The organism is Nocardioides sp. S-1144, assembly GCF_005954645.2.
GTDB lineage: Bacteria > Actinomycetota > Actinomycetes > Propionibacteriales > Nocardioidaceae > Nocardioides > Nocardioides dongxiaopingii.
The window spans coordinates 1,606,865-1,631,073 of record NZ_CP040695.2 but is presented as its reverse complement, the minus strand read 5'-3'; the positions used below and the strand labels follow the sequence as shown (position 1 = coordinate 1,631,073).

Sequence of the window (24,209 nt, the reverse complement as noted above, 5' to 3'; positions counted from 1 at the left end):
CCGTCGATGTCGTCCCTGGAGATCCTCGCGGTCCTCGCCGCCGGGCTGGGCGGCGGCATCCTCACCTCGACCGTCGGGGTGGCGTCGCTGCTGACCTTCCCGGTGCTGGTCGCGGTCGGCCTGCCCCCCGTGGTCGCGAACGCCAGCAACACCGTCGGGATGACACCGGGTGGTCTCAGCGGCTCGTTCGGCTACCGCCGCGAGCTGCGCGAGCACCCCCGCCTGACCGCCGTGGTCACGGCCACGTGCGCGGCGGGCGCCGCACTCGGGGCGACGCTGCTGCTGGCCCTGCCGGCCGGCGTCTTCGAGTCGGTCGTGCCCTGGCTGATCCTGGCCACCTGCCTGCTGGTCGGCGCGACGCCGCGGATCTCGCGCTGGCTCCGCAGCCGTCAGGGTGCCGACGCCGCGCCCCGCACCCGCCCCTCGCCGGTGACCACGGCGTTCTGCACGGCGACCGGCGTGTACGGCGGCTACTTCGGCGCCGGGTCCGGCGTGATGATGCTGGCGGTGCTCGGCCTCGGCACCGACGTCGAGCTGCGCGTCCTCAACGGGCTCAAGACCCTCGCGGTGACGGCGAGCAACGTCGTGGCCACCGTGATCTTCCTCCTCGTCGCCGAGCTCGACTGGCTGGCCGTCGGCCTGCTCGCCGCCGGGTCGGTGGTCGGCGGCTACGCCGGGGCGCACATCGGCCGGCACCTGCCGGCGACCCTGCTCCGGTTCCTCATCGTCGCCGCTGGGATCCTGGCCTTCGCGCTGCTCCTGTGACGTCGCCCGCGCCCGGCCGGGACACGGCGCCGATGCTCACCCCCGCTCGGCGCGGGGCCCCGGGCGTCGCGGCACGGCGGCGTCGAGCGCGCCGGGCGGCAACCGGTACAGGCGGGTCAGCAGGTCGCGCGCGGCCCGCCCCGGCACGGCCCGGCCGGCCTCCCAGGAGCGGACCGCGGCCACCGACCTCCCGGCGGCGGCGGCGACGTCGGCCTGGCGCAGGCCGCTCCAGTCCCTGAGGTCGCGCAGCACGCGGGGCAGCTCGCCCGGGACCCAGGTGTCGGGGCGCAGGCCCACGGGCGCCGGGACGGCGTACCACCCGGCCACGGTCGCCACGTCGACCCCGAGGACGGCGGCCAGGCGCCGCTGGTGGATCCACCGCGGCGCCCGACCGGCCTCCCAGCAGCCGACGAGGTGGCGCGAGACGCCGACCGACTCGGCCAGCAGCCGTTGGGAGAGGCCGCACCGGTGCCGCGCGGCCCGCAGCGGGCCGCGCGGCCGGGGCGCGGTCGCCGGCGTCCGGACCAGCAGGTCGACCAGGGCCGAGCGCGGGACGTCCTCGAGCCCGGGGATCCGGGCCAGGCGCGGCACCAGCGTCAGCGGCATGCCGACCCGCCCGGCCTCCCAGTTGAAGACCGTCGAGACCGGCACGTCGAGCTCGCTCGCCACCCGGCTGGCCGCCAGGTCGCCGCGGCGCCGCAGCTCCCGGAGCCCGGTGGCGCGGGTGCGCTCGGCCGGCGCCGGCGCCGGGCGCCGGGCGTCGAAGAACTCCGCCACCAGCGCGGGCTCGGTCGAGAGCACGCGGGCCAGCCCGGTGATCTCGGCCGGGCCCGGCAGGCGTTCGCCCCGCTCCCAGCGCAGCACGGTCGTGGGGTGCACCCCCACCACGTGCGCGACGTGGCGCGTCGACAGACGCAGCTCGGCGCGGCGGGTCCGCAGGTCGGTCGTCGCCGCCGGGCCGGTCATCTCAGGACGTGCTGGAGAAGGCGGCGTCGAACGCGGCCGAGGGCGGGTCGAAGGCCAACCGACGCACGAACTCCAACGCCTCCGGAGCCCCCACCAACCGGTCCATCCCCGCGTCCTCCCACTCCACCGAGATCGGACCCTGGTACCCGATCGTGTTCAACATCCGGAAACACGCCTCCCACGGCACGTCCCCGTGCCCGGTCGAGACGAAGTCCCACCCCCGCCGCGGATCGGCCCACGGCAGGTGCGACCCCAACCGACCATTACGACCATTGCCCACCTGACGCTTCGCGTCCTTGCAGTCCACGTGGTAGATCCGATCCCGGAAGTCCCACAAGAACCCCACCGGATCCAGGTCCTGCCACACGAAGTGACTCGGGTCCCAGTTCAACCCGAACGCCGGACGATGACCGATCGCCTCCAACGTCGCCACCGTCGTCCAGTAGTCATAAGCAATCTCCGAGGGATGCACCTCGTGGGCAAACCGCACCCCGCACTCGTCGAAGACATCCAGGATCGGGTTCCACCGATCCGCGAAGTCGCGATACCCAGCCGCCACCATCTCCTCGGTCGCCGGCGGGAACATCGCCACGTACTTCCAGATCGCCGAACCCGTGAACCCCACCACCGTGTCCACACCCAGGCGCTGCGCGGTACGCGCGGTCAGCTTCATCTCCTCCGCCGCGCGCTGGCGCACCCCCTCGGGGTCGCCGTCACCCCACACCCGGCTCGACAAGATCGCCTCGTGACGCCCGTCGATCGGGTCATCACAGACCGCCTGACCCTTCAGGTGGTTCGAGATCGCATGCACCTTCAGCCCGTACTTCTCCAGCAGGTCGAGCTTGCCCTGCACGTAGGCGTCGTCCTCAGCCGCCTGCCACGGATCGAGGTGATCACCCCAACACGCGATCTCGAGGCCCTCATACCCCCACCCCGACGCCAGCCGAGCCACCTCCTCGAACGGCAGATCGGCCCACTGGCCGGTGAACAACGTGATCGGACGGGGCATCAGAGTTCCTCTCTTGGAACGGACAGGTCGGGTGTTCGTGTGGTGCATCGGCCGGATGGTGCACCGGCCGGTGCGACCCGGGCCGGGACGGAGCGTGCTGTCCCGGCGCCGGGCCGCGGGAAGCGACGCCCCAGAGGGCGTCGCTCCCCCGTCGCCGCCAGGGACCCGACCACCGGCCGGCCCACCGGGCCGAACCTGCGGACGGTCGGTTCCGGCACCTCTCGGTGCCGGGCGGCCGGGTCCCCGACGACGAACGTCTCCTCGTGTCTCCCGGCGCCTAGAGCTGGTTCCTCAGCTGGCGCGCGAGGTCGGTGAGGGCAGCCTTCGCCGGGGCGTTGCCGACCCCGGTCGCGAGGCTCCGGAAGCGCGTCAGGGCCTGGCGGGCCTCACGCACGTCACCGCGCTTGTCGGCACGCTGCGCGGCGGTCAGCTCGTTCTTGAGCTTCTTGCCGAGCTGCGCGCTGACCTTGTTCTCGCGGTCGAGCCGGTTGACCAGCTGCTTGCCACCGGCGTACGTGGCGACCACCCGGAAGGTGATCGTCCGCGCCTGCTGGTTGCCGGCCTTGTCGGTCACCGTGACCACCAGTCGGTGGGTACCGGTCCGCAGCGACAGGGCGTCGATGCGGGTCGGGGACCCGACGACCTTGCCGTCGAGACGGATGACCCGCTGGGCGATGCCCGAGGTCGCGTCGGACGTGGTGGTCCGGGCGGTGCGGGTGGCGGCCACGTTCATCACGAGCCCGTTGGTGATGCCCTTGACGCTCAGGGTCGGCGCGGTCGCGTCGAGCTTGATCGTCGTGGTCACGACCTCCGAGACCGTGCCGGCCGCGTCGGTCGTCCTGGCCTGCACCCGGGTGGTGCCGTCCGCGGTCACGCGGAACGGAGCCGAGTACGTCGTCCAGGCGCCGGTGCCGAGGCGGTACTCGGTGCTCAGCGCACCGTCACCACCGGCCCCCGCGAGGGTGACCGTCACCGGGGAGGTGTACCAGCCGCCACGTCCGTTCGGCGCCGCGGGCGACGTCGTCGTGGTGACGGTGGGCAGCACCGGCTCCTCGGTCTCCGGGACGACGACCACGAGCTCGTCGGTCGTCTCGTTGCCCGCGGCGTCGGTGGCGGTGTAGGTCACCACGTGGGTGCCGGCCTCGGTGATCTCGAACGGCCCGTCGTACTCGGTCTCGGCACCGTCGTCCACCGTGTAGGTGAGCGAGGTGACCTCGACGTCGTCGGTGGCGTCGAGCACCACGGTTCCGGGACCGGTCAGGTCGAGGTCGATGCAACCGATGATCGCGCCCTCGCGGTGCAGGGCGAGCAGGCCGCCCTCGACCCGCGGTGCCCACGCGACGGTGGCCTCCGCGTAGGACGTGCCGTCGGCCGCCGCCTTGATCCGCGGCTCGCCCGAGCCTGCGACCCAACCGGGGTTGGTCGGCCACAGCTCGTTGGGCGGGGTGCCGGCGCCGTCCGGGTCGTCACGGTAGTGACCCTCGAACCCGCCACAGGTCTCACCGACGTGCAGGTGCGACTCGTAGGACTGCGTGGGGTCGAGACCGGTGAGCGACATCTCCACGGTCGTGGTGTAGCCCGCGCCGTCGACGTCGGAGACCAGGGTGGCCTCGCCGCCGATGCCGCTGCTGGCCTGGTCGACGAGCGTGCCGGCGTAGGAGCCGAGCACGGTGACGCCGACCTCGGGAGCGGTGACGTCGCCGTCCTCGCCCTCGACCACCACGGTGGTGGTGCCGGTGGCCGAGACGTTGCCGGCCACGTCGACGGCGCGGTAGCGCACGACGTAGGTGCCGGGCTCGTCGTAGGACAGGGCGGCGGTGTAGGCCGTCCACGTCGTGGCGTCGCCGACCTGGTACTCGATGCGCGCGACGCCGGAGGTGGCGTCGGTGGCCGCGAGCGTCACGGTCTTCGTCTCGGTCCCCGCCTGGGTGGCGGTGACCGTCGGGACGACGGTGTCGACCTTGATCGTCTGGGACTTGGTGTCCTCGACGTTGCCCGCGGTGTCGGTCGAGCGGAACTCGACCAGGCGCTCGCCCTCACCGGTCACGGAGACCGCGGCGGTGTACGGCGTCCAGGCGCCGCCGGCGATGCGGTACTCGGTCGAGGCGATGCCCGACCCGTCCGCGCCGTCGGTGGCGGCCAGGGTGAACGACGGACGCGTGGTGTACCAGCCGGCCTGGCCGGTGGCTGCCGCGATGTCGAGCGTCGTCGTGGGCGCCGCGGTGTCGGTCGGCTCCTCGCCACCCGGCTCGCACGCGGCGTCGGAGCCGAGCGTGAACCAGTCGAACGTGGCGGTGATGCCGGCGCCGGCGGTGGTGTTGGCCGCCGCCAGCAGACCGATGCGGGGGTTCGAGATGCCGGTCAGGTCGTAGCCCGCCGCCATCTCGGTCCAGGTCTCGCCGTCGGAGCTGTAGGACCCGATGACGTCGGTGCCGTTCTCGCTCGCCAGGCGCAGCCAGACGGTGGTCGGGAAGTCGGCGCCGAGCCCCGAGGAGTTGGTCTCGGTCGCCGTGGCGCCCACCTCCTTCGCGGTCTGGATGATGTTGGACCCGGCGTCGGGCTGGTCGCTACGGCCCTGGAAGACGTGCTTGATGTAGTTGTCGTCGTCGCCGTAGAGCAGCAGCCCGGCCGACTGGTAGGACCGGTTGATCGGGGCGCTGACCTTGGTGGTGGCCACGAACGGGCCGTCGGGGAGGTCGGTGAGGACCAGGTCCCGTGCGGTGTTGGTGGTCTGGTACAGGTCGGTGCTCTCGAGCGGGATCGAGACCGAGCCACCGGAGACCGTGAGGTTCCCGCTGGGCCGGACGGTGCTCCAGCTCGTGCTGAGCGCGTTGCCGTCGAACTGGTCGACGACGCAGCCCGGGTCGGTCTGGCACCCGTCGGAGACCAGCTCGAAGGAGTCGAACTGAGCCGAGATCTGGGCGGCCTCGATGTTGTTCGCGAACGCCGTCACCCCGACCCGCGGGTTGGTGATGCCGGTGAGGTCGAAGCCTCGCGGCATCGCGACCCAGGTCGTGCCGTCGGCGCTGTACTCACCGGTGACGGCGGCGCCGTCGGTGCTGGTGAGCCGGAGCCACACGGTCGACGGGAAGGTCGCACCCAGACCGGAGGTGTTGGCCTCGTCGGCCGTGGCACCGACCTCCTTGGTGAGCTGGATGATGTTGCTCGCGGCGTCGGCGGAGGAGGAACGCCCCTGGGCGACGAGCTTGATGTAGTTGTCGTCGTCGCCGTAGATGAGCAGACCGGCCTGCTGGTACTGCCGGTTGATCGGCGCCGTCACCTTGGTGACCACCTGGAACGGACCGGCCGGCAGGTCGCGCACGACCAGGTCACCGGCGTTGTTGGTGGTCTGGTACAGGTCGGTCGCGGCCATCGGGATGGTCAGGGTCCCGCCACCGACGGCGATGTTGCCCGTCGGACGCACGACGTCCCAGGTGTCGCTCAGCGAGGTGCCGTCGAAGGGCTCGAGGCAACCCGTGTCACCGCCACCGCCGCACGGCACGGCCGTGTCGTCGGGGGTGAGGGTGAAGTAGTCGAACTCGGCCGTGATGCCGACCGACGCGGCCTGGCTGCCGAGGGTGAGGAGACCCACCTTCGGAGCGGTGATGCCGCTGAGGTCGCGCGTCCCGGTCATCTGGGTCCAGGTGGCCCCGTCGACGCTGTAGGAGAAGCTGACGACGTTGCCGTCGGTGCTGGACATCCGCAGCCACACGGTGTCCGGGAAGCTCGCACCGAGGTTGGCCGAGTTGGTCTCCGACGCCGTGGCGTTGACCTCCTTGGCGACCTGGATGATGTTGTTCGCCTTGTTCGGGGTGCTGGAGCGACCCGAGTAGACGAGCTTCAGGTAGTTGTTGTCGTCGCCGTAGATGACGAGGCCGGCCTGCTGGTAGGAGCGGGTCGCGGGCAGGGTCACCCTGGTCGTGGCCTCGAAGGCACCGGCCGGCAGGTCCTGCAGGACGATGTTCGGCGTGGTGTTGGTGGTCTGGTAGATGTCGGTCGCCGTGACGGGCACGTTGAGCGAGCCGTCGGCCACCGTCATCGTCTGGTCCACCCGGACGCTGCGGTTCCAGCGGTCGGTGTCGAGGGTGTCCCCGACGAAGTCGTCGGAGCGACCGCTGAAGCAGATGTCGACCGCCGGGCGGACGATGACCTCGAGCGTGCGGGTGGCCTTGGCCCCCCGCGCGTCGGTCGCGGTCAGCGAGACCACGTAGGTGCCCGGCGCCGTGTAGGTGTGGCTCGGGTTGGCGTCGGTCGAGGTGGTGTCGTCGCCGAAGTCCCAGGCGTAGGCGACGGGCTCGTCACCGTCGGGGTCGGCCACCGTGCTGGTGAACTCCACCGGCAGCGGCGCCTCGCCGTTCGAGGTGCTCGCGCTGATCGAGACCGTGGGCGGCTGGTTGTCGGTGATGCCCCGACCCACGAAGTCGACGAAGTTGACGTTCGCCCCGCCGGTCGTGGCGACGAAGTACAGCGGTCCGCTGGTCGCCGTCGCCCCGGTGAGGGTGGTCGTCACGTTCTGGTAGGTCTGCGCGCCACCGGTGTTCGGCACCGTGAGGGTGCCGATCGTGGTGCCGGTCGCCGAGCCCTGCCGGACCTCGAACGTCGCACCCGCGGTGGTCGAGGCCGCCCGCATGGTGATGCCGGTGATCCCGGTGAGGTTCATGACGTCCCAGCGGAACCAGTCGCCGGTCTCGACGCCGGTGACGTTCTGGCCGCCGCCGGTGTCGGTGGTCGTCTGGACGGTGACCCCGGCGGTGCCGGTCGTCGAGCCGCCGGTGCGACCGGTCTCGTCGAAGTACTCGGCCTCCTTGCGCTTGGTGTGCACGACGATGCCGTCGACGCTCGTCAGCGCGCCGGCGACGCCGGATCCGCTGTCGGTGTAGGTGGCCTTGATGGTGCCGAAGATGTTCGCGCCCACGTGGCCGGCGTCACCGGGCAGCACGAGGGTGCCGCTGCAGCCCCGGTACTGCTCGTAGTCGTGCGAGTGCTCGTCGTGGCCCAGGCCGGGCTGCACGACGACGCGCTGGCAGTCGATGGTGCCGTCCTCGGGGTCGGTGACGGTGACCTCGTAGCGCAGGGTGTCGCCGTACTCGAAGAACCCGCCGTTGAGCGGCAGGTCGAGCTTGATGGTCGGCGCGGTGTTGCCGGACACGATGTCGATGTTGGTCGTGCCGGTGCGGCCGCCGTCGTCGGTCACCGTCAGCCGCGCGGTGTAGTCGCCCGCCGCGGTGTAGGTGTAGCTGCCGGTGGGGGTCGTGGCGTCGGTGGTGCCGTCGCCGTTGAAGTCCCAGGCGTAGGTGAGGCCGGTGGCGTCACCGGTGTCGGTGTCGAAGGAGGCGGTGCCGTCGAAGGCGACGGTCAGCGGGGCCGGGCCCGACGTCTTGTCGGCGGTGGCACGGGCCACCGGGGCACGGTTGCCCTCCACGTAGTCGATCCGGTAGATGCCCGAGTCGGTGTTGTTGCCGTTGAAGCCGCTGCCCCACTCGATCATGTAGAGGGCGCCGTCCGGGCCGAACTGCAGGGCGTGCGGACGCACCATCTGCAGGTTGGGCAGGAACCGGTTGATGTCGGTGTAGTTGGTGCCGTCCTGGTTCATCTGCACGGTGAACAGGCGGCTGTTGTTCCAGTCGGCCCAGATCGCCTTGCTGTCGAAGTACGCCGGCCACTTGCGGTCGGAGTCCAGGTCGGGGTCGAAGGAGTAGGTGCCCGAGGTCATCGGGGCGCCGCTGGCGCCGATCTCCGGGGTGCTGGTGATCGTGCCGTTGTTGCTCTGCCAGATGACGGCGGCCTTCGCGGGCGGCAGGTTCGTCAGCCCGGTGTTGTTGGGCGAGTCGTTGACCGGGGCGGCGCAGTTGAACGCGGCGCCGGCGGTGCTGCTGGCGAAGTTGTAGTCGTTGTACGGCGTGTTGTTGCCCACGCAGTAGGGCCAGCCGTAGTTGCCCGGCTCGTCGAGGATGTTCCACTCGACGCGGCCGTTGGGACCACGGGTGGCGCTCACCGAGCCGGCGTCCGGGCCGTAGTCGGCGACGAGGAGGTTGTTGTTCTGCTCGTCGAGGCCGATCCGGAACGGGTTGCGGAAGCCCATGGCGTAGATCTCGGGCCGGGTCTTCTGGCCGGTGTCGGTCGCCTCGTCGAAGAGGTTGCCGGCCGGGATCGAGTAGCCGCCCGCGGCGAGGGGCTTGATGCGCAGGACCTTGCCGTTGAGGCTGTTGGTGTTCGCCGAGGTGCGCTGGGCGTCCCAGGCGGCACGGTTGGGCCGCTCGTCGATCGGCGAGTAGCCGCCGGAGTCGAACGGGTTCGTGTTGTCACCGGTGGCGAGGTAGAGGTTGCCGTCGTTGTCGAACTCCATCGACCCGCCGGCGTGGCAGCACTCGTTGCGCTGGGTCGGGACGTCGATGATCGTCGTCGCGGTGCCCAGCTGCAGGGTGTTGCCCGACATCGTGTACCGCGCGATGCGGTCGGTGGGGGTGGCGCCGGTCGGCGCGTAGTAGAGGTAGACCCAGTTGTTCGTGGCGAAGTCGGGGTCGAGGGCGATGCCCAGCAGACCGAACTCCTGGCCGGTGTAGACCGGGATCGTGCCCGCGGTCACCACGGTGCCGTTGGGCAGGATGATCCGCACGGCGCCGTTGCGGTCGACGTAGAACACGCGACCGTCCTCGGCGATGGCGAGCTCCATCGGGTTGGAGGTGTTCTCGTCGAGGGCGACCTTCTCGAAGCTCGACTCCTTCGTGGCCGAGCAGTCCGAGTCCACCACGCCGGCGGCGGTCTGGATGCCGCCCAGGATGTGGCCCAGGAACTTCGGGTCGAGGAAGGAGGCCTCGGTGTGGCCCATGCCGGTGTACCAGCTGCGGCCGCCGTCGTAGTCCTGGCACCAGGCGATCGGGTGCTCGGCACCCATCGCGCCGCCGCCGGGGGCGTACGAGGTCTCGTCCATCGAGGCCAGCACGTGCACCTTGCCGCGCGGGTTGGTGCGGAAGTTGTACCACTCGTCGGTGCGCTGCCAGCGCGGCTCGATGCCGGCGGTGGAGGGGTGCGCGGGGTCCTCGACCTTGACGGTCGCGGTGGGGGTGCCCGCCGGGTGGTTGTTGAAGTAGGTGCCGACCAGGTTGCCGTACCAGGGCCAGTCGTACTCGGTGTCCGAGGCCGCGTGGATGCCCGCGTAGCCGCCGCCGGACTGGATGTAGCGCTCGAAGGCGCTCTGCTGGCTCGGGGTCAGCACGTCACCGGTGGTGGAGAGGAAGATGACGACGTCGAAGGTGGCGAGGTTCTCGTCGTTGAAGGCCGCGCCGTCCTCGGTGGCGGTGACGGTGAAGTTGTTCTCGACGCCGAGCTTCTGGATCGCCGTCGTGGCCTCGTCGATGTTGCTGTGCCGGAAGGCCGCGGTCTTGGAGAAGACCAGGGCCTTGAAGGCGTCGCCCGCGACGTCGGCGTCGGGGTCGGCGACCCACGGCACGGCGTTGCTGGGCGGGGCGGCCTTCCTGCCGGCCTTGCCCGCGCCGTCGTCCTCGGCGGCGGGCTCGGCGGCGGCAGCAGCCGGGGCCTGGGAGGGAACCGCTGCCTGGGCAGCGGATGCGGTGAGACCGAGGCCGGCTGTGGCGCTCAGGGGTAGCAGCACGATCGTGGCCAGGGACGAGAGCAGCGCGGTGCGCGAGCCTGTCCGTAGCCGCGTGATGAGCTTCATCACGAACTCCTTCGTTGTCTAGCGGTGTGCGCTCCATGTGTCCGGGGCGGGTCCCCGGGCGTTCGGCCCCTGGTCGTGCTTGGTGCTGCGTGGTGCTGGTCGTGCGTCGTGGTGATCGGTGCGTGGTGCTGGTCTTCGGTGGGACGTGTGCGTGCGGCGCGGGGTCGGCCGGGCCCGGGGGCCCGGCCGACGTGGTCAGCGCGCGGCGAGCAGGTGGTCCATGGCGAGCTGGTCGAGCGCCTCCATGGCGACGCTGCGCTCGGCGAGCCCCTCGACGTCGTAGTCGGCCTCGCGCAGCGCCGAGAGGGGCTCCCCCGCCTCACGGGTGGGGGTCAGCAGCTCGAGGACGCCGGAGGCCTCGCACGCGGCCTGGACCTCGGGGTCGCTGCGGAACGCCTGGACGCGCTCGCGCAGGATCAGGTAGTTGCGCATGCACCCGCGGGCGGACTCCCAGACGCCGTCGGCGGCCTCGGCGCGCGGCGGCTTGAAGTCGAAGTGGACGTAGCCGTCGTAGGCCGGCCCGGCCCCGCCACCCAGCAGCGTGTCGACGGTCCAGAACGCACCGCGCAGGTTGCCCGCGCCGAAGCGCAGGTCCTGGTCGAAGCGCGGGCCGTGCTGGCCGTTGAGGTCGACGTGGAACAGCTTGTCGTGCCACATGGCCTGGGCGATGCCGTGGGCGAAGTTGAGCCCGGCCATCTCCTCGTGCCCGACCTCGGGGTTGAGGCCGACCATCTCGGGGTGCTCGAGCTCGCCGATCAGCGCCAGGGCGTGACCGATCGTGGGCAGCAGGATGTCGCCGCGCGGCTCGTTGGGCTTGGGCTCCAGGGCGAAGCGCATGTCGTAGCCCTGCTCGATGACGTACTCGCAGACCAGGTCGAGCGAGTCCTTCATCCGGTCGAGCGCGGCGGGGATGTGCTTGCTCGCCCCGTGCTCGGCGCCCTCACGGCCGCCCCACATGACGAACGTCTTGGCGCCGAGGTGGGCGGCCAGGTCGATGTTCCGCAGCACCTTGGCGGTGGCGTACCGGCGGACCTGCCGGTTGTTGGCGGTGAGCCCGCCCTCCTTGAAGACCGGGTGGCTGAAGAGGTTGGTCGTGACCATCTCGCAGACCACGCCGGTGTCGGAGAGCGCCTGCTCGAAGCGCTCGAGGGTCTTCTCGCGGGTGCCCTCGTCGGGGAGCAGGTCGTCGTCGTGGAAGGTCACGGCGGCGGCGCCGAGCTCGGCGAGGCGGTGGACGCTCTCGACCGGGTCGATCGGGGCACGGCTCGCGGGGCCGAAGACGTCGACGCCCTCCCATCCCACGGTCCAGAGGCCGAAGGAGAACTTGTCCTCGGGGGCGGGCGTGTAGCGGTCGGTGGTCATGCGGTGGCTCCTGCCGGGTGCGTTGGTCTGGGCTTGTGAGGGCGCGCCTCGACACCCGGTGGCCCTGGAGGGCCACCGGAGTGTCGTGGCACGGCGTGGGGGTTGTGGGTGGAGTCGTGCCGGTCGCGGACCCGCCCTGGTGGGGCGGGTGTTCAGTGGGTCAGGACTTGAACGCGGTGGGGAGGTACTCGTCGACGTTGTCGGCGGTCACGACGGGGGCGAAGAGCTGCACGGTGCGGGGGACCTCGACCTCGACGAGGTCGGAGACGTTCTTGTCCTGGGCCAGCAGGCGGGCCAGCTTGAGGCCGTCGGCGCCCTGGGTGGAGGGGTAGATGACGGTGGCCTTCAAGACGCTGTTGCCGGCCTTGATGGACTCCATCGCCTGCTGGGAGCCGGCACCACCGATCATGGTGAACTCATCGCGGCCCGCGGCCTCGATCGCAGCGATGACGCCGACACCCTGGTCGTCGTCGTGGTTCCACAGGTAGTCCATCTTCGGCAGCGCCTGCAGCAGACCCTCAGCGGCCTCCTGGCCGGTGTCGGCAGAGAACGCGGCCTCGACCTGGTTCTCGACCTCCAGGCCACACTCGGCCAGCGCGTCGGCGAAGCCCTGGCTGCGGTCCTGGGTCAGCGGCAGCGAGGCGATGCCCTGGATCTCACCGATCACGGCGTCCTCGTTGCCCGCGGCGTCCTCACACACGAACTCCCCGGCCGAGACACCCATGCCGTAGTTGTCACCCAGCACCGTGACCCGCGCGGCGTTGGGGTCGCTGAACTCGCGGTCGACGTTGACCACCGGGATCCCGGCCTCCATCGCCTCGAGCGCGACCGGGGTCAGCGCGGCACCGTCGAAGGGCAGCAGCACGATCGCGTCGACCCCGTCGCTGATGAAGGTCTTGATCTGCTCGATCTGCACGTTGGGGTCGTTGGTGCCCTCCGAGACCACCAGCTCGACGTCGTCGTACTGCTCGGCCACCGCACGGGTGGACTCGGTGATCGAGGCCATCCAGCCGTGGTCGGCTGCGGGGGCGGAGAAACCGATGGTGATCTTGTCACCGGCCTCGTCGTTGGAGCCCTCCTCGGCACCGGAGTTACCACCGGACAGGTTCGGGTTGCCCTCCTCCTCGGAGGAGTCGTTGCTGGTGCAGGCACTGAGACCCAGCACAGCGACCACCGCGAGGGTCGCGGTGAACTTCGCCGACTTGTACGCACCGGCGCGCGGGGCGGAGAGGAACTTCAAAGACATGTCGTGCTCCCTTTGGGTTTGTCGCATTGAAAACCTGAGTTGGATCTGATGGTTGGGCCCCGAGGCGCCCGGATGGTGGGGCTAGGTGGTGCTCTTCCGAGACGCCAACCACTGCTGGAGCAGGACGGCGGCGACGATGATGGCGCCCTTGAGCACGTCCTGCTCAGAGGGCGGGCGGTTGTTGAGGGTGAACACGTTGGTCAGGGTGTTGAAGATCAACACCCCCAGCACGGTCCCGGTGATCGTGCCGCGACCACCGGCCAGCAGGGTCCCCCGATGACCACCGCCGCGATCGCGTCGAGCTCGAGGAGCTCGGCGTGGTTGGCCGACCCGGTGGTGGTCTTGGCGATCAGGATCAACGCCGCCAGACCCGCGCACACCCCGACCAGCACGTAGAGCAGCACGGTGTGGCGACGCACGTTGATCCCAGCCAGGCGAGCAGCCTCCGGGTTGCCCCCGACCGCGAAGGTCCGCCGCCCGAAGGTGGTGCGGTTCAACAACACCCACCCCAGCACCGCGACCACCGCGAACAACCAGATCTGCATGTCGATGCCCAGCGGCTTGGCGTTGAAGAAGTCGTAGAAGCCCGGCAGGTCACTGCTGCTGACGATCTGGGTCCGCTTCTCGGAGATGATCTCAGCCAACCCCCGCGCCGCGACCAACATCGCCAACGTCGCGATGAACGCCACGATCTTGCCGTAGGCGATCAAGATCCCGTTCACCAGACCCGCACCCGCACCCACCGCGATCGCGGCCAGCACCAACAACAACCAGTGCGTGTCAGCCGCCATCTCCTGGGTGGCCAACGTCGTGGCCCACACCGAGGACAACGCCACCACCGCACCCACCGACAAGTCGATGCCACCACCGGTGATGACGAACGTCATCCCGATCGCCACGATCCCCACCACCGTGCCCTGACGCAGGATCGACTGGAAGTTGTCCGCAGCCAGGAACCGGTCACCGGCAGTGATGGTCCCCACCACCGCGATCAACAACAACACCACGACCAGACCGATGATCCGGAAGAACCCCATGTCGGCCAACCGCGCCATCGTGGAACCACCCGCAGCACCACCACCGCCGGGACCCGAGGCCGTCATCGTCTGCGAGGACTCAGTCGACTCGATCACCGGCAACGCCTCCACCGGATCACCAGCGTGCGCACCACCAGAACCGGCAGAACCGGTGTTGTGCTTGTCGTGCTTGTCGAGGGCCGAGGGCCGCTCGGTGGAGTTGCTCATGCGGGGGTTCCTTCCATCACCAGGTCCAGGACCCGGGACTCATCGATTTCAGCGGCAGCAGCTTCGTGCACCACACGTCCTTCACGCACCACCAGCACCCGATCAGCCAGACCGAGCACCTCCTCGACCTCGCTCGAGACCACGACCACCGCCACCCCCGAGTCAGCCAGGTCACGCACCAACCGGTAGATCTCGGCACGCGCGCCCACATCGACACCACGAGTCGGCTCATCGAGCAACAACACCCGACACCCCCGCAGCAGCCACCGCGCCAGGACCACCTTCTGCTGGTTGCCCCCCGACATCGTGCGCACGTGACGGGCGATGTTGCGCGGACGCACGTCGAGGGAATCGACCAGCTCACGGGCCTTCGCCTTCTCCTTGGCCCGCTGGATGAACCCGAACCGGTGGAACAACCTCATCGAGGACACGCTGATGTTGGCAAAGACCGGCTGGTCCAACAACAGACCCTGACTCTTGCGCTCCTCCGGAGCCAGACCCACCCCCGCACGCACCGCAGCATCAACCGCACCACGACGCAACCGCGTGCCATCCACACTCACCGTGCCCGAGGAAGCCCGACGCGCACCGTAGATCGTCTCCAAGATCTCCGTGCGCCCCGAACCCACCAGACCCGCCAGACCCACGATCTCCCCGGCCCGCACCGCCAGGTCCACCCCAGCGAAATGACCAGCCAGGCAGAGGTCCTCGACCTGCAGCACCACCTCGCGCTCAGCCACCGCCACCACACCAGCGGCACGCTCGGGGAACACGTACTCGATCGCACGACCGGTCATCAACTTGATCAGATCCGCCGTCGGGGTCGACTTCGCCGGCAAACCCGTCGCGACCGTCACCCCGTCCTTCAACACCGTGATCCGATCCCCGATCTGGCGGATCTCCTCCAACCGGTGCGAGATGTAGACCACCGCCACCCCCTGGGCGGTCAGGCTCTTCACCACCCGGAACAGGTTCTCCACCTCACCGTGGTCCAACACCGCCGACGGCTCATCCAAGATCAACAAATCCACCTCGTGCGACAACGCACGAGCCATCGAGACCACCTGCTGCCCAGCCGGGGACAAATCACCCACCAACCGCGACGGACTGATCTCACTGTGACCCAGACGAGCCAGGATCTCCCGGGCCCGCGCATTCGCCGCACCCCGACGAGAGAACCCACCGGTGGAAACCTCATGACCCAAGAAGATGTTCTCCGCCACCGTCAACCCATCCACCAGATCAAGCTCCTGGTAGATCGTGGCCACACCAGCATCAATCGCGGCCTGCGGATTCGCGAACCTCGCCGGCACACCCTTCCACGTGATCGACCCCTCATCAGGGATGTAGGACGCCGACAAGATCTTGATCATCGTCGACTTACCCGCACCATTCTGACCCAACAAACAGTGCACCTCACCGCGACGAACATCCAGATCAACACCACCCAACGCCCGCACCGACGAAAACACCTTCACGATGCCACTCATCTGCAACAGCACATCACCGTCGACGTCGGGGGTGGCCGGGTCGGCGGCGGGCGCCGTGGTCTCGCTGCTCATGCTGTTGCTCCAGACGTCGTGGTTCGGCGGGGCACACAGCCCGGGTCGGTGAAGACGGCGTCGAGCGCGGCGGTGGCCCCGCCCCGCACGGCGGCGCTGAATCCCAGGGTCGACAGCACGACCCGGGTGCCGCCGGCGTCGGGGGCGAGCACGCCGGCGCCCAGCTCGCGCTCGATGGCGGCCTGCATGTGGTGGCCGACGGCGGCGTAGTAGCCGGTGAGGACGATCGTCGCCGGGTTGAGGGCGTTGGCCAGCATGGCGGCGCCGAAGCCGACCCACGCGCCGACCTCCTCGAGGGCGTCGAGGGTGCGCGCGTCGCCGAGGCCGGCGCGCCGGTTGAGCTCGCAGAGCCGGTCGTCGATGGCCATGCCCGGGTTGCGGATCGGGTCGTCGGGGTCGGCCGCGCGCTCCAGCAGCGCGCGCAGACCGCTGACGGTCTCCCAGCAGCCCTGGCGCCCGCACCCGCAGCGCCGCCCGCGCGGCTCCACGATCATGTGGCCGAACTCGCCGGCGTAGCCGTGGCTGCCGCGGAGCAGCCGGCCGTCGGCGACGATGCCGCCACCGACACCGACCTCGCCGTGCAGCACCAGGATGTCCTGGCGGAGCGGGTCGCCCGGGGTCGCCTCGGCCGCGGCGGCCAGGTTGCCCTCGTTGTCCACCGTGACGGGGTAGTCGGCGTCGAGGGAGCGACGCAGGATCGACCCGACCGGGACGTCGTACCAGCCGAGGTTGGGTCCGTGGGTGAGGACGTCGTTGGTGCTGTCGTAGAGACCGGCCACCCCGACCGTGAGCCCCACCACGAGCGCGTCGCGCTGCTCCAGGAGCTGGACGGTCTCGCGGACCAGGTCGACCAGGTGCCCGAGCACCTGCTCGGCGTCGAGCGACCGGGCGTCAAGGGCCAGCTTCCGCTCGGCGACCACCTCGCCGCGCAGGTCGAGCGCCATCGTCGAGACGTGGTTGACGTTGAGCTCGGCCCCGATGCCGCACACGCCACGCCCGTCGAGCTCGACGGCGACGCTGGGCCGACCGACGGCGGGCTGCACGACCTGCCCGTCGGTCACCAGGCCGCGCTCGGCCAGCTCGGCGACCAGCGTGGACACCGTGGACCTGGTGACCCCGAGGTCGGTGGCCAGCGCGGCCCGCGAGCGCGGTCCGTGGTCACGCAGGAACCGCAGGGCCAGACCGAGGTTCGACCGGCGGACGTCGGGGTTGGCGAGGCTGTGGTCCGACGGGGCCGGGTTGTAGGTCGACACGCGGGTCCTTCCGGCGGTGCACGGGCGCGCGGACGACGTTCGACTGCGAACCAGGGGTGGCGTGGTCATGGGGGCTGGGCCCCGAGCACGGGGTCGTGGTGGCGCACCCGAAGCGGCCACGGAACAGTGGGCCCCGACCGCTTGTGACCGCTGTCACGCGTTTGTTGGGGCGACGCCCAAACTAAGTGACCATCTGGCGACTAGGCAACCACCCCGGCAACAATCACCCCCGACAGTTCGACACTTCATCCCGAACCGGACGACCTTCCGACCGATTGCGTCAGAAGTGGGCGGCGGGAAGCGTCGAGAGCCCGTCGATCCACGCGTCCCAGGCCTCGGCGCCGGCCCCGACGAGGACCGCCCGCTCCCCCATCTCGCTCAGCACGATCTGCAGGCTCTCGGTCTGCGCGGCGGGCGCGAGCCGGTACACCGTGGAGCGCACGTCGCCCAGGAGGTGCCCGCCCAGCGCCGCGACCGGCCCTCCGAGGACGACGCAGCGCGGGTCGGTGTGGGCGACCAGCCCGGCGACGACCTGGCCCAGCCGCTGACCGGCGTCGCGGGCCAGCTGGACGACGGCCGGGTCACCGGCCTGGGCGGCCGCGACCACGTCGGCGAGGTCGAGCTCGCCGGTCCCGGCGAGCGCCGCCGCGAGACCCGCCGAGCGCCCGCGCCTGGCCAGCTCGCCGGCCTGCGTCACGAGGGCGACCCCGCTGGCGTAGGAGTCCAGGCACCCGGTGCGTCCGCAGGCGCAGGCCGGGCCGAACTCCTCCACCCGCAGGTGCCCGACCTGACCGGCGTGGCTGCGGTCGCCGGCGGCCAGCTGCCCGCCGGCGACGCTGGCGGTCGTCACCCCGTTGCCGAGCCGGACCGCCAGGAGGTCGTCGACGGCGCGCGCCGCACCCGAGTGCCGCTCCCCCACGGCCATCGCCCGGACCGCCGGGAGCGCGGCCACGGCCACACCGGGGTACCGGTCGGCCAGCCCGTCCCGGACCTCGTCGTACAGCGTCGAGCCGGGCACCGCCACCGCGCAGCCGAACGCGGTCGGACGCCGGTCGGCCAGCAGCTCGCGCACGGCCTGCTGGACGACCTCGGGCACGGTCCCGGGCGCCGCGCCGCGGTCGCGCAGGTCGATGCTGACCCCCGCGGTGATGGTGAGGTGGCCGTCGATGACCGCGACCCGCACCCGGCGCTCGCCGAGTGACAGCGCCACCACGACGCGGCCGGAACCCAGGCGCAGGCTGGTCGACCGCCGCCCGCCCGAGCTCGCCGCGAGCGGTCCGTCCTCGACGTGGCCCTCGTCGAGGAGGACGCGCACCGCGGAGGTCAGCGTCGTCCGCGAGACGCCCAGGGCCTCGGCGAGCTGGGTCTTGGTCTGCGGGCCGGCGTCGCGCAGGCGCCGCAGCACCGCCCCGCCCAGTTCGCGTCCCACGGAGGTCAACTTCTCACACGGATGGTCGGCGCCGCGGTCAGCGGGGGGCGCGCAGCCCCGCGACGACGAGCCGCGCGAGCGCGTCGTAGGCGCCGGCGTCGGTGAGGCCCGCCGACCTCGCCAGGACGCCGCCGTGGATCGCCTCCATGACGAGCCCGGCCACCGCGCCGAGGAACGGCGGCGGCACGGCCGCGTCGCCGGCCTCGCGCACGAGGGTGTCGACCCGCCGGGCCGCGATCGCGGTGTTCGTCGAGTAGACCTGACGGGCCGGGGCGAACGCCTCGAGGTCGGCGAAGAAGGCCGGGGAGCCCGGGGCCAGCTCGGTGGAGATGGCGTGCAGGTAGACCTGGAGGCGGGCCACGGGATCCTCCGACCCCGCGAGGCGGGCCTCGACCCGCTCGGTCGCGCCGCGGAAGAACTCGCGGACGACGGCGGTGATGAGCTGCTCCTTGCTCGGCGCGAGCCCGTAGAGCGTCGACTTCGAGCAGCGCAGCCGGGTGGCGAGGTCCTCCAGGCTGAAGTGCGTGAACCCCTCGGCCAGGAAGAGGCCGACGAGCTCGGCCAGCACCACGTCCCGTCTGCTCACGCCGTCACCCTAGCCGTACCGGAGGGTGTACTGGCGGCTTCGTTTCGGTACAGTCGGTGCTCGACCCCGAGGAGCGCGCCGTGCCTGCTGAACGCCTGATGCCGACCACCGAGTCCGCCGACCTGATCGACCTGGTCCGCGACATCGCCGGGAAGGAGCTGCGGCCCCGCGTCGACGAGGCCGAGCGCACCGGCACCTTCCCCCGCGAGGTGTTCCGCACCCTGGGCCGCACCGGCCTGCTCGGCCTCCCCTACCCCGAGGACGTCGGCGGCGGCGGGCAGCCCTACGAGGTCTACCTCCAGGTGATCGAGGAGATCGCGAGCGCGTGGGCGAGCGTCGGGGTCGGCACGAGCGTGCATGCCCTGTCCTGCTTCGGGCTGTTCCACGTCGGCACGCCGGAGCAGCAGGAGCGCTGGCTGCCGGAGATGCTGGGCGGCGAGCTGCTCGGCGCCTACTGCCTGTCCGAGTCCCACGCCGGCTCCGACCCGGCGGCGATGCGCACCCGCGCGGTCCGCGAGGGCGACGAGTACGTCCTCAACGGCGCCAAGGCCTGGACGACCCACGGCGGGGTGGCCGACTTCTACAAGGTGATGGCCCGCACCTCCGACGACGGCGGTCGCGGGATCTCCTGCTTCCTGGTCCCGGCCGACACCCCCGGACTCACCGCCGACAACCCCGAGCAGAAGATGGGGCTGATGGGGTCGACCACGGCCACGGTCCTGCTGAACGACGTCCGTGTGCCGGTCGAGCGGCGGCTGGGCGAGGAGGGCCAGGGACTGTCGATCGCCCTGGCCGGGCTCGACGCCGGCCGGCTCGGCATCGCCGCGGCCGCCACCGGTGTGGCCCAGGCCGCCCTCGACACCGCGGTCGCCTACGCCAAGGAGCGCGAGACCTTCGGCCGGGCGATCATCGAGCACCAGGGACTGGCCTTCCTGCTCGCCGACATGGCCGCCGCCGTCGAGTCGGCGCGGGCGACGTACCTCGCCGCGGCCCGCCTCAAGGACCTCGGTCGGCCCTACGGGCGCCAGGCCTCGATCGCCAAGCTGGTCGCCACCGACAACGCGATGCGGGTGACCACCGACGCCGTGCAGGTGCTCGGCGGCGCGGGCTACACCCGCGACTTCCCCGTCGAGCGCTACATGCGCGAGGCGAAGGTCATGCAGATCTTCGAGGGCACCAACCAGATCCAGCGGCTCGTGATCGGCCGCCACCTCGCGCGCTGACGCCACCGCCGCGCCGCGGTTGCGGGGCGCGGGTTCGGGGCGCGTGTGCGCCGGCGGTACCCGGCGTGCGTCGTGACGGTGACGACGCACGCCGGGACCCGGACCGGTCGGTGCGGGCTCAGCGCGTCAGCCGGACCGCGACCCTCCGCGTCGAGCCGCCGTCGAGCGCGACGACCAGGGTGGCGCGCACCCGCGGGCGATCGGCGAGCAGGCGCCGGGCCAGCGGCGTCAGCCTGATCCGGACGTCGGCCGACCGGCCACCGGCCATCGAGACCCGACCCGCGGCGAGCAGTCGCCCGTCCAGCCGGAGCTCGACGGTGCCCACGCACCGCACCCCCGCGGGGGTGCAGGTGATCGGGACGACGCCGTGGCGGCGGTTGCGCGTGGCGTCGACGACCTTCCTGGGGACCCGCACGGACGCGGCCGGCAGGGCCCGGACGACGACCCTCGTGGTGCCGTCGCCCGCGGCGACCCGGGCGTCACCGGCGTAGGACGCGGTCAGCGTGCGCTCGCCGGCCGCCGTCCACGGCCCCGCCCGGAAGGTGACGGCGCCGTCGAGCAGCGTGCCGGACCACTCCCGGCCGGCCCCGTCGCTCAGCGTGACCGCGCCGGTGGGCGTGACACCCGCCGCGGTCACGGCGACGCGGACCACCGAGGTCTGGCCGACCTGCACCGTGCCGGGGGTCGCGGTCACGGTGACGGTGGACGCCACCGGGTCCGGGTCCGGCACCGCGGTGACGATGAGCGAGCCGGTGCCGGTGCCCGCGGCGACGGCGGCGCTGCCGGCGTAGGCCGCGGTCAGCGACCGGGTGCCGGCGGCCGTGAACGGGCCGACCGTGAACGACGCCGAGCCGTTCACGAGGGTGGCCGTGCCGACGACCTGACCGCCGTCGCGCAGGGTGACCTGCCCGGCCGGGGTCGCACCGGTCGCGGAGACCGCCACGGTGACGGTCGAGGTCTGCCCGACCTGGACCGAGCCCGGGTTCGCGGTCACGGTGACCGTCGAGGCGACCGGCTCGGGGTCCGGTGCCGGGGTGACGGTGAGCGAGCCGGTGCCGGTGCCCGCGGCGACGGTCGGGCTGCCGGCGTAGGCCGCGGTCAGCGACCGGGTGCCGGCGGCGGTGAACGGGCCGACCGTGAACGACGCCGAGCCGTTCACGAGGGTGGCCGTGCCGACGACCTGACCGCCGTCGCGCAGGGTGACCTGCCCGGCCGGGGTCGCACCGGTCGCGGAGACCGCCACGGTGACGGTCGAGGTCTGCCCGACCTGGACCGAGCCCGGGTTCGCGGTCACGGTGACCGTCGAGGCGACCGGCTCGGGGTCCGGTGCCGGGGTGACGGTGAGCGAGCCGGTGCCGGTGCCCGCGGCGACGGTCGGGCTGCCGGCGTAGGCCGCCGTCAGCGACCGGGTGCCGGCGGCGGTGAACGGGCCGACCGTGAACGACGCCGAGCCGTTCACCAGGGTCGCGGTGCCGACGACCTGACCGCCGTCGCGCAGGGTGACCTGACCAGCCGGGGTCGCCCCGGTGGCGGAGACCACCACGGTGACGGTCGAGGTCTGGCCGACCTGAACCGAGCCCGGGTTCGCGGTCACCGTGAGCGTCGAGGCGACCGGCTCGGGGTCCGGTGCCGCGGTGACGGTGAGCGAGCCGGTGCCGGTGCCCGCCGCGACGGTGGCGCTGCCGGCGTAGGCCGCGGTCAGCGACCGGGTGCCGGCGGCGGTGAACGGGCCGACCGTGAACGACGCCGAGCCGTTGGCCAGGGTGGCCGTCCCGACGACCTGGCTGCCGTCGGAGAGCGTGACCTCACCGGTCGGGGTCGTGCCGGTGGCGGAGACCGCCACGGTGACCGTGGAGGTCTGCCCGACCTGGACCGACGCCGGGCTGGCGGTGACCGCGACGGTCGAGGCGACCGGTTCCGGCGCCGCGCTGACGGTCAGCGAGCCGGTGCCGGTGCCGCCGGTGACGGCGGAGTCGCCGGCGTACGCGGCGGCCAGGCTGCGGGTACCGGTGCCGGTGTAGGGCCCGACCTCGAACGTGGCGCTGCCGTTGGTCAGCGTGGCGGTGCCGACGACCTCGCCGTCGTCGGTGAGGGTGACCTCGCCGGTGGGCGTGGCGCCCGGAGCCGTGACCTGGACGGTCACGGTCGAGCTCTCGCCCACCAGCACCGGCGCGCTGGCGGTCTGCACGGCGACGGTCGGGTCGACGCGCACCGGAGCTCCGACGGCGAAGCCGTCGAAGCGGGCGGTCTCGGTGCCGGTGCCGTTGAAGGCCGCGAGGCCGACCAGCGGGTCGGCGAGCCCGGCGGTGCCGTAGCCGTCCCCGACGACGGTGTAGGTGTCCCCGTCGTCGAGGGAGTAGGAACCGCGCAGGGTGCCGTCGAGGACCCACAGGCGCAGGCGCACGTCGCCCTGGGCGCCGGCGGGCAGGACCGCCGAGCCGGTGTACTGCAGGTCGTTGGCGGTGACGCGGCCGAGCTCGACCTTCCACTCGCCGGCCGGCGTCCGCATCACCATGATCTTGCCGAAGTTGGCGTTGTTGCCCCAGACGACCAGGCCGCCCTGGAGGTAGTCGTCGGTGCCGTCGATCGAGACGGTCGTCTCCGTCATCCAGGTGACGCCGACCCTGGCGGGCTGCAGGACGACGTTGCGGGCGTTGGCGATCCCGCCGCTGAGGTCGCCGGCGCGGGCGTCGATCTCGAGCGCCCCGCCGGTGACGCGGTAGCCCGTCGGGTCCTCGTTGAGGACCGTCGTCCAGCGGCACCGGTCGAGCTCGTCGCCGTCGAAGGTGTCGTCGGGCTCGATCGTCGGCTCGCACTCGACCGGCGCGGGCAGGCCGACGTCGAGGTGGTCGAGGTTGACGTTGCCGTCGTCGCCGGGGGCGTAGCGGACGGCGACCTCGTTGGCGCCGGCGTTCAGCGGCAGGTCGAGGGCGAAGTCACCCCAGTCCTTCCACGAGCCGAACCCGGGCAGGATGACCGGCTGGGAGACCCCGTTGACGACCAGGGTCACCTTCTTCGGGCCGTTGAACGGGTTGGGCCCGGCGCCGTAGCGCAGGGTGGCCGGGTGGTTGCCGGTCTCGGCGGCCTGCACGGTGAACGTGGTGGTCGCGCCCTGGTTGAAGTAGCCGCCGACGTAGCCGGCGCCGGTGTACCCGCTGTGCTCGGTCGAGGTGGACGCACCGTCCGAGAGGGCGGCGGCCTCGGCCTCGTGGCGCACGCCGACCTGCGGGGCGACCCTGAGGTGGTCGACGTTGAGCTGGCCGCTGTCGGCGGCGCCCCGGCGCAGCTCGACGAGGTTGGCTCCCGCCTGCAGGTCGACCGGCACCCAGACGAGCGCGTAGGTCGACCAGGCACCGGTCCCGGGCAGCGCCACCTGGCGCGTGGCGCCGTTGACGTCCAGGGTCAGCGTGCGTCCGCCGGACCCCGCGGCGTAGCGGACGACGAGGTCGTGCGGGCCGCCCGTCTCGGAGGTGATGCTGGCGCGCAGGGCGTTGCCGGTCACGCCGAAGCCGCCGACGTAGCCCGTGCCGGTGTAGCCGGCGTGCTCGGTCTGCTGCGTCAGGCCGGTGAGGACCTGGTCCTCCGCCTCGTAGGTGGTGCCGCCGGCCGCGAGGGCCGAGGCGGCGACGCCGGCGGCGGCAGGGGCGGGGGCAGCCGCGGTCGCCACGACCCCGGAGCCGAGCGCGAGCACCAGGCCGCCCGCCAGCAGCCGCCGGAGGCGGCTCCTGGGTGAGGCGTGCTGGTTCGGAGATGAGGACACGTCGGACGTCCTTCCAAGGTCGTGACTGAGGTCACAGAACTATGGGACGCGCGCACCGCTGTCGCGCGACTTTTGCCTGGATGTCGGCAAAACTGTCGCACTGGTCTAGCGGTTCGCCCGGGTTTG

General features: G+C 71.8%; 14 protein-coding genes. 2 read left to right on the top strand and 12 right to left on the bottom strand.

The features are described from left to right. The first annotated feature begins 6 nt into the window (after positions 1 to 6). Positions 7 to 765: a sulfite exporter TauE/SafE family protein gene (locus FE634_RS07655; protein ID WP_137294684.1), complete on the top strand. Its 759-nt coding sequence runs from the start codon at positions 7 to 9 to the stop codon at positions 763 to 765. Positions 766 to 801: 36 nt separating this feature from the next. Here FE634_RS07655 and FE634_RS07650 read toward each other — a convergent pair whose 3' ends face one another. The 11 genes from FE634_RS07650 to FE634_RS07605 all read right to left on the bottom strand — a co-directional run bounded on the left by FE634_RS07650 (position 802) and on the right by FE634_RS07605 (position 19,100). Further along, the gene (locus FE634_RS07650) at positions 802 to 1,731 is read right to left on the bottom strand and encodes a helix-turn-helix domain-containing protein (protein ID WP_148240490.1); all 930 of its coding nucleotides are present in this window, start codon (positions 1,729 to 1,731) and stop codon (positions 802 to 804) included. Between the two features lies 1 nt (position 1,732). Then, entirely contained in the window at positions 1,733 to 2,740 is a 1,008-nt protein-coding gene (locus FE634_RS07645) for a sugar phosphate isomerase/epimerase family protein (protein ID WP_138875539.1), read from the bottom strand. A 277-nt stretch (positions 2,741 to 3,017) separates the two neighbouring features. Continuing rightward, positions 3,018 to 10,418, bottom strand: coding sequence for a ThuA domain-containing protein (locus FE634_RS07640; protein WP_148240489.1), 7,401 nt, complete (start codon positions 10,416 to 10,418; stop codon positions 3,018 to 3,020). A gap of 195 nt (positions 10,419 to 10,613) precedes the next feature. Beyond that, positions 10,614 to 11,780 (bottom strand): xylose isomerase, encoded by a 1,167-nt coding sequence (gene xylA, locus FE634_RS07635; RefSeq protein WP_137295373.1) that lies wholly within the window; start codon positions 11,778 to 11,780, stop codon positions 10,614 to 10,616. Between the two features lie 160 nt (positions 11,781 to 11,940). Continuing rightward, a complete protein-coding gene (locus tag FE634_RS07630; protein ID WP_137295372.1) occupies positions 11,941 to 13,026 on the bottom strand; it encodes a substrate-binding domain-containing protein in 1,086 nt (361 codons plus the stop codon). 81 nt (positions 13,027 to 13,107) lie between these two features. Next, positions 13,108 to 13,248: a hypothetical protein gene (locus FE634_RS21575; protein WP_262347616.1), complete on the bottom strand. Its 141-nt coding sequence runs from the start codon at positions 13,246 to 13,248 to the stop codon at positions 13,108 to 13,110. Continuing rightward, positions 13,242 to 14,270, bottom strand: a complete 1,029-nt coding sequence (locus FE634_RS07625) for an ABC transporter permease (protein ID WP_262347615.1) — start codon at positions 14,268 to 14,270, stop codon at positions 13,242 to 13,244. The genes FE634_RS21575 and FE634_RS07625 overlap by 7 nt, the downstream gene beginning before the upstream one ends. Further along, positions 14,267 to 15,832, bottom strand: a complete 1,566-nt coding sequence (locus FE634_RS07620; protein WP_222847687.1) for a sugar ABC transporter ATP-binding protein — start codon at positions 15,830 to 15,832, stop codon at positions 14,267 to 14,269. The genes FE634_RS07625 and FE634_RS07620 overlap by 4 nt, the downstream gene beginning before the upstream one ends. Beyond that, entirely contained in the window at positions 15,829 to 17,085 is a 1,257-nt protein-coding gene (locus FE634_RS07615) for an ROK family transcriptional regulator (RefSeq protein WP_262347614.1), read from the bottom strand. The genes FE634_RS07620 and FE634_RS07615 overlap by 4 nt, the downstream gene beginning before the upstream one ends. A 280-nt stretch (positions 17,086 to 17,365) precedes the next feature. Continuing rightward, on the bottom strand, positions 17,366 to 18,514 hold the full coding sequence (locus tag FE634_RS07610) for an ROK family transcriptional regulator (RefSeq protein ID WP_187366853.1): 1,149 nt from the start codon (positions 18,512 to 18,514) through the stop codon (positions 17,366 to 17,368). 37 nt (positions 18,515 to 18,551) lie between these two features. Continuing rightward, the gene (locus tag FE634_RS07605) at positions 18,552 to 19,100 is read right to left on the bottom strand and encodes a TetR/AcrR family transcriptional regulator (protein WP_212721980.1); all 549 of its coding nucleotides are present in this window, start codon (positions 19,098 to 19,100) and stop codon (positions 18,552 to 18,554) included. 80 nt (positions 19,101 to 19,180) lie between these two features. Between FE634_RS07605 and FE634_RS07600 the strand changes: the two genes are divergently transcribed. Then, positions 19,181 to 20,323 (top strand): acyl-CoA dehydrogenase family protein, encoded by a 1,143-nt coding sequence (locus tag FE634_RS07600; RefSeq protein ID WP_138875535.1) that lies wholly within the window; start codon positions 19,181 to 19,183, stop codon positions 20,321 to 20,323. A 118-nt stretch (positions 20,324 to 20,441) separates the two neighbouring features. Here FE634_RS07600 and FE634_RS07595 read toward each other — a convergent pair whose 3' ends face one another. Further along, positions 20,442 to 24,083 carry an Ig-like domain repeat protein gene (locus tag FE634_RS07595; protein ID WP_148240487.1) on the bottom strand — a complete coding sequence of 1,214 codons (3,642 nt, stop codon included), beginning with the start codon at positions 24,081 to 24,083 and terminating at the stop codon, positions 20,442 to 20,444. Positions 24,084 to 24,209 lie beyond the last annotated feature (126 nt).

Bases quoted from the DNA above. Each gene is read 5' to 3' on its own strand.
- FE634_RS07655 (WP_137294684.1), top strand. From the start codon at position 7: ATGTCGTCCCTGGAGATCCTCGCGGTCCTCGCCGCCGGGCTGGGCGGC.
- FE634_RS07650 (WP_148240490.1), bottom strand. From the start codon at position 1,731: ATGACCGGCCCGGCGGCGACGACCGACCTGCGGACCCGCCGCGCCGAG.
- FE634_RS07645 (WP_138875539.1), bottom strand. From the start codon at position 2,740: ATGCCCCGTCCGATCACGTTGTTCACCGGCCAGTGGGCCGATCTGCCG.
- FE634_RS07640 (WP_148240489.1), bottom strand. From the start codon at position 10,418: ATGAAGCTCATCACGCGGCTACGGACAGGCTCGCGCACCGCGCTGCTC.
- xylA (WP_137295373.1), bottom strand. From the start codon at position 11,780: ATGACCACCGACCGCTACACGCCCGCCCCCGAGGACAAGTTCTCCTTC.
- FE634_RS07630 (WP_137295372.1), bottom strand. From the start codon at position 13,026: ATGTCTTTGAAGTTCCTCTCCGCCCCGCGCGCCGGTGCGTACAAGTCG.
- FE634_RS07625 (WP_262347615.1), bottom strand. From the start codon at position 14,270: ATGAGCAACTCCACCGAGCGGCCCTCGGCCCTCGACAAGCACGACAAG.
- FE634_RS07620 (WP_222847687.1), bottom strand. From the start codon at position 15,832: ATGAGCAGCGAGACCACGGCGCCCGCCGCCGACCCGGCCACCCCCGAC.